Annotated in this window: 11 protein-coding genes; 10 read left to right on the top strand and 1 reads right to left on the bottom strand. The window is 37.5% G+C overall.

Going from position 1 to position 13754, the window contains the following annotated elements:
• Nucleotides 1-259: 259 nt before the first annotated feature.
• A complete protein-coding gene (locus tag PGC35_RS07610) occupies nucleotides 260-1945 on the bottom strand; it encodes an Rqc2 family fibronectin-binding protein (RefSeq protein WP_375218770.1) in 1686 nt (561 codons plus the stop codon).
• 354 nt (nucleotides 1946-2299) lie between these two features.
• Between PGC35_RS07610 and gmk the strand changes: the two genes are divergently transcribed.
• From gmk to rsgA, 10 genes are all read left to right on the top strand, one after another.
• Nucleotides 2300-2920 carry a guanylate kinase gene (gmk, locus tag PGC35_RS07615; protein WP_053592156.1) on the top strand — a complete coding sequence of 207 codons (621 nt, stop codon included), beginning with the start codon at nucleotides 2300-2302 and terminating at the stop codon, nucleotides 2918-2920.
• Nucleotides 2921-3145: a DNA-directed RNA polymerase subunit omega gene (rpoZ, locus tag PGC35_RS07620; protein WP_375218771.1), complete on the top strand. Its 225-nt coding sequence runs from the start codon at nucleotides 2921-2923 to the stop codon at nucleotides 3143-3145.
• A gap of 224 nt (nucleotides 3146-3369) precedes the next feature.
• Nucleotides 3370-4578 (top strand): bifunctional phosphopantothenoylcysteine decarboxylase/phosphopantothenate--cysteine ligase CoaBC, encoded by a 1209-nt coding sequence (coaBC, locus tag PGC35_RS07625; protein WP_375218772.1) that lies wholly within the window; start codon nucleotides 3370-3372, stop codon nucleotides 4576-4578.
• On the top strand, nucleotides 4575-6986 hold the full coding sequence (gene priA, locus PGC35_RS07630) for a primosomal protein N' (RefSeq protein WP_375218773.1): 2412 nt from the start codon (nucleotides 4575-4577) through the stop codon (nucleotides 6984-6986). Before coaBC ends, priA begins: the two co-directional genes overlap by 4 nt.
• A 25-nt stretch (nucleotides 6987-7011) precedes the next feature.
• The gene (gene def, locus PGC35_RS07635) at nucleotides 7012-7506 is read left to right on the top strand and encodes a peptide deformylase (RefSeq protein ID WP_375218774.1); all 495 of its coding nucleotides are present in this window, start codon (nucleotides 7012-7014) and stop codon (nucleotides 7504-7506) included.
• Nucleotides 7503-8444: a methionyl-tRNA formyltransferase gene (fmt, locus tag PGC35_RS07640; RefSeq protein WP_375218775.1), complete on the top strand. Its 942-nt coding sequence runs from the start codon at nucleotides 7503-7505 to the stop codon at nucleotides 8442-8444. The genes def and fmt overlap by 4 nt, the downstream gene beginning before the upstream one ends.
• Nucleotides 8441-9805 carry a 16S rRNA (cytosine(967)-C(5))-methyltransferase RsmB gene (gene rsmB, locus PGC35_RS07645; RefSeq protein ID WP_275784899.1) on the top strand — a complete coding sequence of 455 codons (1365 nt, stop codon included), beginning with the start codon at nucleotides 8441-8443 and terminating at the stop codon, nucleotides 9803-9805. Before fmt ends, rsmB begins: the two co-directional genes overlap by 4 nt.
• A gap of 316 nt (nucleotides 9806-10121) precedes the next feature.
• Nucleotides 10122-10859, top strand: a complete 738-nt coding sequence (locus tag PGC35_RS07650) for a Stp1/IreP family PP2C-type Ser/Thr phosphatase (RefSeq protein ID WP_375218776.1) — start codon at nucleotides 10122-10124, stop codon at nucleotides 10857-10859.
• Nucleotides 10860-10861: 2 nt separating this feature from the next.
• Nucleotides 10862-12859, top strand: coding sequence for a Stk1 family PASTA domain-containing Ser/Thr kinase (gene pknB, locus PGC35_RS07655; RefSeq protein ID WP_375218777.1), 1998 nt, complete (start codon nucleotides 10862-10864; stop codon nucleotides 12857-12859).
• 11 nt (nucleotides 12860-12870) lie between these two features.
• Nucleotides 12871-13752 carry a ribosome small subunit-dependent GTPase A gene (gene rsgA / locus PGC35_RS07660; RefSeq protein WP_375218778.1) on the top strand — a complete coding sequence of 294 codons (882 nt, stop codon included), beginning with the start codon at nucleotides 12871-12873 and terminating at the stop codon, nucleotides 13750-13752.
• Nucleotides 13753-13754 lie beyond the last annotated feature (2 nt).

The raw sequence follows: 13754 nt of genomic DNA on the forward strand, positions 1-13754 counted from the left end.
TAACCCTGGTAGTACGGTAGATTTTGATGTCTCTAGATAGTATTTTTAAAAAATGATAAATTCCAGGTTTTAACCAATTTACATTATTATATATTTTTCAAATGGTGTTTCACTCATTTAAAAATCAATCAATATATCAATTTCAATACACTTAATAGTTTTATTAGTATTACGATATACGCCACACCCTTTACAATTTTTAGAAGGAACCAAAAAAGGTTATCAAAGCGGATCCATGGATCACTCTGATAACCTTTTTCTATTTCTTCATATGTCTTATCTTCTCTTCATCCGGTGTAACAAACAAAGTAGTCTGCTCAAAATAAATGACAAACCCTGGTTTAGCACCGCTAGGCTTCTTCACTTGCTTAATCACCGTATAATCTACTGGCACTGAAGATGATTCGCGAGCCTTACTGAAATATGCTGCAAGATTCGCTGCTTCTAGTAATGCTGTTTCGGATGGATTCTCTGAATGTATAACAACATGGGATCCAGGGATATCCTTGGTATGAAGCCATGTGTCTGTTTTTTTCGCCAGCTTAAAGGTGACAAAATCATTTTGTTTATTATTTTTACCAACAGAAATTTCTGTTCCATCAGATGCAATGAATTTTTCAGGTGTTGGTTTCATTGGTTTTTTCTTCTTTTTCGATGCACGTGCTTTTAATAACCCTTGCTCCATTAGTTCTTCTCGGATTTCCTCGATGTCGGTCGGAGATGCCTGCATTACCTGTTGAAGAAGTAATTCAAAGTACGCAATATCTTCTTTTGTTATTTCGAATTGTTGTTCTATTTTCAGTAATGCCGTTTTCGCTTTTGTGTAGCGATTATAATAGCTTTGTGCATTTTGCGTAGCTGTTTTTCGGTTATCTAATGGGATAGTGACTGTTTTACCATTTTCATCGTAGTAGTTGACTAGCTCTACTTCTTTTAAGCCTTTTTCAATTGCATAAGCATTTGCCATTAATAGCTCCCCATACAATTGGAAAGTATCTAGTTTTTCGGCTTGTTCAAAGTCTTTTTGGAGTTTTTTCATTTTCAGTTTTAATTTATTTAATTCGTTTTGAAGCCATCTTTCTAAATCTCCAGCCTGTTGTTTCACACGGTCGCGTTCTGCTTTTGCGAAATAAACTCTATCTAGTAAATTTCCTAGAGTTTCTTCATTAAATTTATCTCCATCTAAATGAGATAAAGTATTTGGAGAATAAAAAGATTTTCCGTTGTATTCAACTATTTGTTTTGCAGATCCACCTTGCTCAAATTCACTCATATATGCTTTATAAATTTCTGTCCGATCTGTCCCATTATTAAATCGATACAGTAATTCTTTTGCATGTAATGGTGAGAAACCAGAAATTTGATCTACAATTTCTTTTGATTCATTAACTGAATGAATCACATCTAAGAGTTCTTTAGAATACTCTAAGGGATGGAGCTTATTTTGAGCGGGAGGTGCAATATAAGGTTGACCAGGTAAAATTGTTCGATAACTATTCATGGAAGGTGATAAATGCTTAATGCTTTCCAAAATAAGATTTCGAGTAGGGTCAATTAAAAGTAAGTTACTATGACGACCCATTATTTCCATGTGGACTTCTCGTGTAATATCATCTCCAATTTCGTTTTTACTTTGAATTTCGAAGATGAGAATACGGTCTGTTTCATGTTGTCGGATGGAAGTGATAATTCCGCCTTCTAAATGCTTACGTAACACCATGCAAAAAAGTGGCGGTTGTGCAGGGTTATCAATTGTTTCATGCGTAATTTGCACTCGCGAATAAGAAGGATGAACTGAAAATAATAATTTATAGTTTTTCCCTTGCGCGCGAATTTGCATTAAAATTTCTTGTGCATTCGGTTGATGTATTTTAGAAATACGCCCAGTAATTAATTGTTGTAATTCAGTTTTCATTGAAATTGTAAATAAACCATCAAAAGCCATAATATGTCCTCTTTCAAAACGTTATTTTCGATCAATCTTTGTCGCCATATATCGGCGCCTGTTCTTATAAGAAAAGAAATTATATGATTTTCTAATAAGTATTGTCCAGCTCCAGACACCAGCTGCTCCTGCGCAAGCTCGTCGCAATAAAAGCGTGTGCTCGAGGTCAAATGCCACTTTCCTGTGGTGGCTGAGGAGCTGCCTCCTCGGAAACCGTCATTTGCTTGTCGCAGCAGGGCGGCGTCTGCCGCTTTTCTTATTATCTTATCATTTTCTGAGAAACTTGTGTTATAATCAGTTAAGTATGTAATTTGAAGAAGTATACGGTATATGAATGTATTTGAAGGAGACGTTATGCGAAGAGAAAAAGGGATATTAATCGTCTTATCGGGACCATCCGGAGTCGGAAAAGGGACAGTGAGAAAAGAATTATTTTCAGAGCCTGGTACAAATTATGAGTATTCTATTTCGATGACTACAAGACTTCCAAGAGAAGGAGAAGTAGATGGAGTAGATTATTTTTTTAAAAAGAATGAAGAATTTGAACAGTTAATTGAACAAGGAAAATTATTAGAGTACGCTTGTTATGTAGGAAATTACTATGGTACTCCTATTGATTATGTCAATGAAACGCTTGACTCTGGACGAGATGTATTTTTAGAAATAGAAGTTCAGGGTGCCGCACTTGTGCGTGAAAAAGCGCCAGAAGCACTATTTATATTCCTTGCCCCTCCTAGTTTATCCGAATTAGAGCAAAGACTAATCGGTAGAGGAACGGAAACAGAAGATGTGATTAATTCTAGAATTCAAGCTGCAAGACAAGAACTAGAAATGATGCATTTATATGATTATGTCGTTGAAAATGACGAAGTGACAAAAGCATGCGCTAAAATAAATGCTATTGTTGCTGCTGAGCATTGTCGACGTGAACGTGTTGAAAAAAGATATTTAGCCATGTTGGAAGGGGAATTATAAATGTTATATCCATCAGTAGATTCATTAAAAAACAAAATTGACTCAAAATATTCGTTAGTGAGTGTAGCTTCTAAAAGAGCTCGACAGTTACAAGAAGAAGGCGGCGAACGTTTAACTTCATATATTTCTTATAAACAAGTTGGGAAAGCTTTAGAGGAAGTAGCTAAAGGTGAACTTACAATCGAATCATCAAGTGAAAACGTAATTTACGAGGACGAAGTATAAAATATCTACTTCATTATAGGTCGGTTGAACGACTGTAGGATAAAGCGGTTGCCTTGGATTTTTAAAGAAATTTATTCAGCAGGCTGGATGCAAAATCTGGGCGGAAATACGCCAATGCGAAATTGATGAAGAAGCAAACACCTCCCAAAGAATAAATTTCTTTGGGAGGTTGTTTAGTTAAAGGAACGTATTCGGTTTAAGCTTTAGATCGGGGGAAAAAGCGTATGTTAACTTCAAAAAAAATTGTTGTTTGTGTGACAGGTGGTATTGCTGTTTATAAAGCGGTTGCGCTCGTAAGTAAACTTTCACAGGCTGGAGCGGACGTGCGGGTCATTATGACAAAATCAGCGATGGAATTTGTACAACCCTTAAGTTTTCAAGCGATGTCTCGAAATGATGTATATTTTGATACATTCGATGAAAAAGATTCTAGTGTTATTGCACATATCAATTTAGCCGATTGGGCGGATTTAGTTATTGTCGCGCCGGCTACCGCAAATGTTATTGGGAAACTAGCAAACGGAATAGCAGACGATATGGTAACTACCACTTTACTTGCTACTACTGCTGACGTATGGATAGCACCAGCAATGAATGTGCATATGTATGAAAATGCTGCGGTTATTCGAAACATCGATCAACTTTCAAAAGACGGATATTCATTTATCGAACCTTCTGAAGGTTTTTTAGCATGTGGTTACGTTGGAAAAGGGCGTTTAGAGGAGCCTGAGAAAATCGTTCAACTGGTAGAAGAATATTTTGTTCCAAAAGAGTTACCGTTAAAAGGGAAAAAGGTTGTAGTGACTGCCGGACCTACGAGAGAAAGAATTGATCCTGTGCGCTTCTTAACGAATTTTTCCAGTGGCAAGATGGGCTACGCAATGGCAGAAGCAGCTGCTAAATTAGGAGCAGAAACTATTTTGATCTCTGGACCAGTAAGTATAGATGCCCCAAGCAATGTAACGCTTATCCCGGTGGAAAGTGCGAAAGAAATGCTTGATGCCGTTCTAAAAGAGTTTGATACAGCTTCTATCGTTATCAAAACAGCTGCTGTAGCGGATTACAAACCGAAAGAAGTACATAATCAAAAAATGAAAAAACAACCTGGTGAGTCTACCATTGTATTAGAACGAACAACGGATATACTTGCGGAGCTTGGCAGTAGAAAGACAAACCAATTGTTAATTGGATTTGCTGCAGAAACGAATGATGTACTTCATTATGCAAAAGGTAAGCTGGAAAAGAAAAATGCAGACTATATCATCGCGAATGATGTGACAGAGGCAGGTTCAGGTTTTGGAACGGATACGAATTCGGTCATTTTAGTAGGTAAACATGATTTGGAAATGCATTTCCCTCATTTAAATAAACAGGAGCTCGCTCATCAATTGCTTCAAACCATTATCAAACTCGAAAAAGAAGAGTCTAAATGATAGTAGAAGTTATTGTTGATGTTTCTGCTTATCCAATTGACCGACCTTTTGATTATATTGTTCCTGAGGAATTAAAGGATCTCGTTGAGAGAGGGAGCAGGGTTCATGTTCCTTTTGGAAATCGAAAAGTACAAGGTTTTATTACCAACATTAAAGAACAAACAGATATCGATACTTCCAAGCTAAAAGAGGTTCAATCTATTATTGATGTAGAGCCAGTTGTCACGGAAGAACTGTTACAGTTATCTAAATGGATGACCAATAAAACGCTTTGCTATGAAATAGATGCACTTCAAGTTATGCTCCCTGCGGCCTTACGAGCTACATATAAGAAAAATATTAAGTTGATAAATTCGAATGCAGTGGAAGAATCCTTTTTTGCTCTGTTTGGAAAAAAAGACATTATTTCTTACGAGGTAATTGAAAAAGCTGGTTATTTACATCAGATGAAAAAGTATTTAACACAAGGTAGCGTTCAACTGGAAACAGTCATAAAACAGCACGCGAAAGCAAAGACGATTACCAAATATAAGGTTATAGCTACTAAAGAATACATTCAAAATCAAATAAATAACCTAGCAAAAAATGCCGTCAAACAAAAAGAATTAATGGAATGGTTATTAATCCAAGTGCAAGATTCTTTTACAATGGAAGAACTAAAAGAAACAGTTAACGCAAATAATAATGTAGTGAAAGCGCTCATTGAAAAAAATATTTTAGAATTAGAAAAAGAAGAGATTTATCGTGAGATTACCACATTAGAACATCATGACACAGACCAACGTTTCCAGCTTACAGAGGAACAAGCTGTTGCACTTGAAAAGATTAACCATGCTCAAAATCATAAGGAAAACACGACGTTCCTATTGCATGGGATTACTGGAAGCGGGAAGACTGAAATCTACTTAAATGCAATCGAAAACTCCATTTTAAAAGGAAAACAAGCGATTATGCTTGTGCCAGAAATTTCGTTGACTCCTCAAATGACTCGGCGATTTAAACTTCGTTTTGGTGATGAGGTAGCTGTTATGCATAGTGGGTTATCGATCGGTGAAAAGTATGATGAATGGCGTAAAATCTGGCGGGGAGAAGTGAAGGTTGTCGTTGGTGCAAGATCTGCCATTTTTGCTCCCTTTAAAGATCTCGGTGTCATAATTTTAGATGAAGAGCATGAATCTACATATAAACAAGAAGACAACCCAAGATATCATGCGAGAGACGTGGCAATTTGGCGTAGCGAGTTTCATCATTGCCCTGTCATACTAGGGAGCGCTACTCCATCGCTTGAGTCATATGCTCGCGCTTCAAAGGGTGTATATTCGTTGTTAACGTTGAAAGCACGCGCAAAAGAACAAGCCTTACCTACCGTGAATGTTGTGGATATGCGATTGGAGTTGAAAAATGGTAATCGCTCTATGTTCAGTGTTGAGCTTGCAGATGCAATTAGGGAAAAACTCGATAAAAAAGAACAAATCGTATTGTTTTTAAATAAAAGAGGTTTTTCTTCCTTTGTATTATGTCGTGACTGCGGAACAGTCGTGGAGTGTAAGAATTGTGATATTTCCTTGACCTATCACCGTGCGGGAGAGCAGCTTAAATGCCATTATTGTGGACATGAGGAACCAGTTCCAACAATTTGTCCGGAATGTGCAAGTGAACATATTCGCTTTTTTGGTACTGGTACACAAAAAGTAGAAGAAGAAATTGCGAGATTGGTTCCTTTTGCAAGAGTTCTACGAATGGATGTAGACACTACTAGAACAAAAGGTTCCCATGAACGTATTTTAAAGCAATTTGGTGATGGTGAGGCAGACATCTTGCTTGGAACGCAAATGATTGCAAAAGGTTTAGACTTTCCAAAAATTACATTGGTAGGCGTTCTAAATGCTGATACTACTTTGCATTTAGCTGATTTTCGAGCTGCTGAAAAGACGTTTCAATTGATGACGCAAGTTAGCGGAAGAGCGGGCAGACACGATAAAGAAGGGAAAGTTTATATTCAAACATACACTCCGGAGCACTACGCAATAGAACTTTCGAAAGCTCAATTGTATGAACCTTTTTATCATAAAGAAATGCTCGTTCGGAAACAGTATGAATATCCACCATTTTATTATTTGACGTTAGTTCAAATAACGCATGAGAATGTTATGCTTGCATCCGAATATGCGAAGCTTGCAACGGATTGGTTAAGAGCAAATTTATCTGAACAATCAATGGTTGTTGGACCAACAGCATGTGCTATCAGTAAGATACAAAATAGATATCGTTACCAATGTTTGATAAAATACAAAAAAGAACCAATTTTAATTGAAAAACTACAGCAATTAATAAAAATATATCGTACAGAGTGGATGAAAAAAGGTATTATCTTATCGATTGATCTAGATCCTTCCACAATTTTATAGGCGGTTTGAAAAGAGGAAAAAAGAAATGGCAATAAGAGAAATTGTTACACACCCAAATGAAATTCTTACAGCAAAATGTAAAGAGGTTACTGTATTTAATCAGAAGCTAGCAACACTTTTAGATGATATGTACGACACGATGATCGCTTCAGATGGTATCGGAATAGCTGCTCCTCAAGTAGGGGAAACAATTCAGGTTGCAATTGTGGACCTTGGCGAAGGGCAAGAAGTCATTGAAATGATCAATCCAGAAGTAGTCGAAATTGGCGGTTCCGAGATTGAAGTAGAAGGTTGCTTAAGTTTTCCAGATATATATGGGGAAGTGGAACGTCCATTTTATGTAAAGGTAGAAGCGCAAGACCGAGACGGTGCGCTATATGAATTAGAAGCAGAGGATTATGAAGCAAGAGCCATATTGCATGAAATTGATCATCTACATGGTGTTTTATTTACATCCAAAATCATTCGTTATGTGGATTTGGAGGAAGTAGAGAAAGAGCTAGAGGAGGAACAACTATGACATCAATCATTTTCATGGGGACCCCTGCATTCTCCGCTCCTATTTTACGCATGCTTGTAGAGGAAGGCTATGATGTGTTAGCTGTTGTCACCCAGCCAGATCGTCCAGTCGGAAGAAAAAAAGTGTTAACTGCTCCCCCTGTAAAAGAAGAAGCGGTTAAGCTAGGACTTCCTGTCATCCAGCCTACGAAACTGAAGGGGTCGGAAGAATTACAGGAAATTATAGCATTGCATGCAGATATTATTATCACTGCTGCATTTGGTCAATTACTACCAAAGGAGTTGCTAGATGCTCCTGAACTTGGCTGTATTAATGTTCATGCTTCCTTGTTACCTGCATATCGTGGTGGAGCTCCTATTCATCAAGCGATTATAGATGGGCAGGACAAAACAGGTGTGACAATTATGTATATGGAAGAAAAGCTAGATGCTGGAGATATTATTGCACAATGTGAAGTCTCAATTAGCCATACAGATGATACTGGACTTCTGTTTGATAAATTAAGTGGAGTAGGTACTGATTTATTAAAAGAAACGTTACCATCTATCATTTCGAAAACAAATAATCGAGTGAAACAAGATGAGTCTCTTGTGACATATGCAAAAAATATTTCGCGTGAGCAAGAACGAATTGACTGGAACAAATCAGCACTAGAAATACACAATCAAATTCGTGGTCTGCACCCTTGGCCAGTTGCGTACACAACACTTGAAGGACAATCGGTAAAAATTTGGAAAGCAGACATTATGCAAGTGAAAACCAAGGAACTACCAGGAACTGTTGTGAAAGTGGAATCGGATTATTTTGTTGTTCAAACAGGCTTTGAAGAAGCAATTCGAATAGATGAATTACAGCCAGCTGGAAAAAAGAAAATGTCCGTAGTAGATTATTTGCGTGGCGTAGGTTCGAAATTGCGAATAGGGGATAAATTTGAATGACAAAAAAACAAGAAAAAATTTGGGTTGGTAATGTTCGAGATGCGGCACTCACAATATTAATGGCAGTTGAGAAGCAACAGGCATACAGTAATTTATTATTACATCAAACAATCGAAAAATATAATATTGAAGATAAGGACCGTGCGTTATTGACAGAGTTAACGTATGGAACAATTCAATACAAAATGACGCTGGATTATTATTTACAACCGTTCATCAAAGGAAAGTTGGAAGACTGGGTCTTACAGTTACTTCGCCTCTCTCTATATCAAATTCAATATCTTTCTCGTATTCCAGACCATGCGGCTGTAAATGAGGCAGTGAATATTGCGAAAAAAAGAGGTCATAAAGGTATAGCAGGTGTAGTAAATGGTATTCTTCGTTCTATTTTAAGAGAAGGCGTTCGATCTACTGAAGAAATAAAAGATGAAGTAGAACGACTATCTGTAGAAACAAGTCACCCTCTTTGGATGGTAAAGCGTTTTATATCTGAATATGGTTTTGAAACAACTGCTAACATGTTGAGGGAAAATAATGAGCCTCCTGTGACAACGCTTCGAGTAAATTTGTTTAAACGCACAGTGGATCAAGTTCTTCATTTAATGACACAAGAAGGATATGTTGTTGCACAAAGCGAAGTTATCCCAGAGTGTATTTATTTGTATAATGCTCAAGCTGCAAAAACTACTGCTTTCCAAAAGGGATTTGTAACAATTCAAGACGAGAGTTCCATGATTCCAGCGTATGCACTTCAAGTTGAACCAGGTATGACCGTTTTAGATATGTGTTCCGCACCAGGCGGGAAAACAACGCATATTGCTGAAAAGATGAAAAATACCGGAAAGCTCATAGCAATGGATATCCATCAGCATAAACTAAAGCTAGTAAAAGAAAATGCTGATAGATTGGGTTTCAGCTTTATCGAAACGGTAGAAAAGGATGGGCGAAAAGCATCAGAGGAATACCCTGAACAGTCTTTTGACCGAATTTTAGTAGATGCACCATGCAGTGGTTTAGGTGTGATGAAGCGTAAACCAGATATTAAGTACACTAAAAATGAAAAAGATTTTGCATCGTTAAAACCGATTCAACTGAATTTGTTAGAAGAAGCTTATAAACTTTTAAAGAAAGATGGTTTGTTGGTTTATAGTACTTGTACAGTAGATCGAGAAGAAAATGAAGGAACTGCCAAATTGTTTTTAGAGGCACACCCAGATATGCAACTACAAGCTTTTCCAGACGTTATTAAAAACATCAAAGACAACCAGCAAGACGGAATGCTTCAATTATTCCCACAAGATTTAAGAAGCGACGGCTTTTTTGTATCCGTATTTAAGAAAAGCGGAAGCACCTCTATCTGACCCAACAAGGAAATGAGGGAATTGGAAGTTCTTCAATGTACGCCACTTTCTGTGGCAAAGCAGTCATGACCCGCCTCGAGCGGCCATAGGAGGCAGGTCTTCAGCCATCGCAAACGGTTTTATTGTTTTAGTTTGCGACGAGATTGCCAAGGACAGTAATTTCACATTGGACTTGGAGAGGAAAGGTGCTGGAGTCTGGAAAGTTACAATTTAGAAATGTCTATAGTTTCTTATTTGTAAAGAAAGCTTAAGACGCCCACTATGCCGATAAATGGCAAAGATAATTTTCATTTCATTTAAAGAGGTGAAGGAGTAAATGGAGTTTGTTGTTAAAACGGATGTTGGAATGAGAAGAACGGTAAATGAAGATCGGGCGGACGTATTTGTTCGCTCCGATGGGCGCATTTTAGCGGTAGTGGCGGACGGTATGGGTGGTCACAATGCTGGTGATGTCGCAAGTGAAATAGCTATTTCCGAGTTCAAAAGATACTTTGCGGCATATAACCCTTCCATTGTAAAGGCTAAAGACTGGTTGACATATACGTTTCAGTCGATTAATCAGGCAATCGTTAAACATTCAACCGTCAATAAAGGTTGTGAGGGAATGGGTACTACGCTCATTGCTGGATTATTTGAACAGAATAAAGGAATTATTGCTCATGTAGGAGATAGCCGCGTATATGAACTTTTACCGAACGGTATTGGGAGAATTACGAGAGATCATTCTTATGTAAATGTATTGATCGACTCAGGTGAAATAAGTGAGGAACAAGCTAAAACGCACCCGAAGAAAAATGTTCTTATGAAAGCAGTTGGAACAGAACAAACAATTCAACCAGATTTTCATGAAGTAGAGTTTCAACCGAATTCCTATTTTCTCTTTTGTACAGATGGACTAAGCAATAAATTGAGTGAACCGTTCATTCATTCCATTCTATACTCAAATACGTCTTTAGCCGAAAAAGGTGCAGAGCTTGTAGAAGAAGCAAATCGCGCAGGTGGAGAAGATAATATTTCTTTAATAATACTATCTAATAATAGTGAGGAGGTGTGAGGATGTTAATAGGAAAAAGAATTAGTGGCAGATATAAGTTGCTAGAAATGATAGGCGGCGGAGGTATGTCCCACGTTTACTTAGCGCATGACATGATATTGGATCGTGACGTTGCCATAAAAGTACTTCGTTACGATTTTTCTAACGAAGAGGAATTACGTCGTCGTTTTCAACGTGAAGCATTATCTGCAACCAGCCTCACACACCCAAATATTGTAAATATATACGATGTCGGTGAAGATGAAGATATTCACTATATCGTGATGGAGTATGTTAGAGGTGAAACATTAAAACAATACATACAACGTAATGCACCAGTTTCTCCGGTAAGAACAGTAACGATTATGAGACAGCTAACATCTGCCATTGCTAATGCGCATAACAACCATATTATTCATCGAGATATTAAACCGCAAAATATCTTATTGGATGAAGAAGGTAAAGTTAAAATAACGGACTTTGGTATAGCAATGGCTTTGAGTGCAACATCCTATACCCAAACAAATTCAGTGCTTGGGACAGTCCATTATTTGTCTCCTGAACAAGCTCGTGGTGGAACAGCTACGAATCGTTCAGATATTTATGCTTTGGGGATTGTATTGTTTGAGCTGCTAACTGGACAACTTCCTTTTTCTGGTGAGTCAGCAGTTTCCATTGCATTAAAGCATTTGCAAACTGAAACTCCGTCCATTCGTTCGATTATTCCTTCCATCCCACAAAGCTTGGAGAATGTGGTCCTAAAAGCAACTGCTAAAGACCCAAATAATCGATACCATTCTGCGGAGGAAATGGAAGAAGATTTAGCAACTGCCTTGTCACCAGAACGAGCAGATGAAGCTAAATTTGTAATAGCTGTCGACAACGACGCAACGAAGGTTTTACCTGTTATTAAAGAGCCGATTCCTTTTGAAGAGGTTTCAGAAACAAAAAAAATACCTGTTGCACCAACTAAGTTGGATAAGACCATTCCAACGAAAAAGGTAAAAAAGTGGAAAATTGTAACTGGGGTTATAGCAGGTGTTCTACTACTAGCATTACTATTTGTCATTCTCTTCCCTGGACTATTTAAACCAGATAAAGTAGAAGTGCCTGATGTGGCAAATTTAGATGTACAAGCTGCTATTGAACAAATAGAAGCGGAAGGTTTCGTGGTAGGTGAAGAAATACTAGAGTTTTCAGATGAGGTGGAAGAAGGAAATGTTATTCGAACCTCACCGGAGGCAGGAAAACTTCGCGAAAAAGAAACAAAAATAGATTTGTTCGTATCATCGGGAAAAGAATCTTCTGAAATTGCCGATTATAGAGGGAGAAATATTGATGAGGTAAAAGAATTACTTTCAAATTCAGAATTACGTTCCATTGAACCCGAAGAACAATTTTCAGAAAAGCCAATAGGTGAAATTATCGGACAAGATCCGCCACCAGGTACTGAAATTATCCCATCTGAAACAGATTTAGTGTTTACAGTTAGTAAGGGACTAGATTTACGTTCAGTAAGCGACTTAAAAGATTGGAATGAAAAAGCTTTAAAGGATTATGAAAGAACTTCTGGTTTTAAAATAAAAATAGCAGGTTCCAAGTATTCCGATACCATTCAAAAAGGTAATGTGATTAGTCAAGAACCTCAAGCGAACAAAAAAGTGGCACCAGGAAGTACGATAGAGGTTGTGGTCTCAGATGGGCCAAAACCTGCTTCTACAAAATTGGTAGTCAAAACGGTTACGATCCCTTACGAGCCTCCAAACACGGAAGAAGAGGGGGATGGAGCTGAGGGTGAAGAAGATGAAGAGCAGCCTACCCAAGAAGAACAAGTTGTAAGAATCTATGTACAAGATAAAACACGTACAATGGCCGTTCCTATTGAAGAGTTCGTATTAACTGAAACGGTAGAAAGACATATTAAGCTAGAAATAAGTGAAGGACAAAAAGCTGCATATCGGATAGAAGTAGGTAATACAGTATTTGCACAAGAAACGATTGATTATAAGGATGTAAAATAAGGAGGTTACGGATGCCGACAGGTCAAATAAGAAAAGCATTAAGTGGATTTTACTATGTTTATGACAATGGAGAAATGATAACTTGTCGAGGAAGAGGCGTATTTCGCAATAGAGGAGAATCTCCGTTAGTAGGAGATATTGTGGACTATAAGGTGGAAGGGGATAATGACGGAACAATAACGGTCATTCATGACCGAAAAAACAGTCTCGTTCGTCCTCCCATCGCCAATATTGATCAGGCAATTTTAGTTTTTTCTGTGAAGGAGCCAGACTTTAATACAATCTTATTAGATCGATTTTTAGTAGTATTGGAGTCATTTCATATCGAACCAATTATTTGTTTAACAAAAAGTGATTTATTAGATGAAAAGATGGAGAAAACAATCGCACAATATATAAAAGAATATGAACAAATTGGTTATAAGGTTTTGATCACGTTTAAAGGTGACCCCCAATTTGACGACAAAATTACTCCTTTATTAGAAGGAAAGACTACAGTGCTTGCCGGCCAATCTGGTGTAGGTAAATCTACGCTTTTAAATACGATTTTACCTACACTTAACTTAAAGACTGGTGTAATTTCGGATGCTTTAGGACGTGGAAAGCATACGACACGACATGTGGAACTCATTGAGGTATGTGGTGGTTTACTCGCTGATACCCCTGGTTTTAGCTCTTTTGAGTTCGAATTAATGGAAAAAGAAGAGCTATCAAGATGTTTTCCAGAGTTTGTAGAAATTCAGGATGAGTGTAAGTTTAGAGCCTGTATGCATGTGAATGAACCAAAATGTGCAGTAAAAAATGCAGTAGAAACAGGAAGCATAAAAGATTATCGATATAAACATTATCTACAATTTTTTAATGAAATAGTGGAAAGAAAGCCGAGGTACTAAAT

The organism is Psychrobacillus sp. PGGUH221 (assembly GCF_042055255.1).
GTDB lineage: Bacteria > Bacillota > Bacilli > Bacillales_A > Planococcaceae > Psychrobacillus.

Coding starts and splice junctions, on each gene's coding strand:
- fmt (WP_375218775.1), top strand. CDS start 7,503: ATGACATCAATCATTTTCATGGGGACCCCTGCATTCTCCGCTCCTATT.
- PGC35_RS07610 (WP_375218770.1), bottom strand. CDS start 1,945: ATGGCTTTTGATGGTTTATTTACAATTTCAATGAAAACTGAATTACAA.
- PGC35_RS07650 (WP_375218776.1), top strand. CDS start 10,122: ATGGAGTTTGTTGTTAAAACGGATGTTGGAATGAGAAGAACGGTAAAT.
- def (WP_375218774.1), top strand. CDS start 7,012: ATGGCAATAAGAGAAATTGTTACACACCCAAATGAAATTCTTACAGCA.
- rsmB (WP_275784899.1), top strand. CDS start 8,441: ATGACAAAAAAACAAGAAAAAATTTGGGTTGGTAATGTTCGAGATGCG.
- coaBC (WP_375218772.1), top strand. CDS start 3,370: ATGTTAACTTCAAAAAAAATTGTTGTTTGTGTGACAGGTGGTATTGCT.
- pknB (WP_375218777.1), top strand. CDS start 10,862: ATGTTAATAGGAAAAAGAATTAGTGGCAGATATAAGTTGCTAGAAATG.
- priA (WP_375218773.1), top strand. CDS start 4,575: ATGATAGTAGAAGTTATTGTTGATGTTTCTGCTTATCCAATTGACCGA.
- rsgA (WP_375218778.1), top strand. CDS start 12,871: ATGCCGACAGGTCAAATAAGAAAAGCATTAAGTGGATTTTACTATGTT.
- gmk (WP_053592156.1), top strand. CDS start 2,300: ATGCGAAGAGAAAAAGGGATATTAATCGTCTTATCGGGACCATCCGGA.
- rpoZ (WP_375218771.1), top strand. CDS start 2,921: ATGTTATATCCATCAGTAGATTCATTAAAAAACAAAATTGACTCAAAA.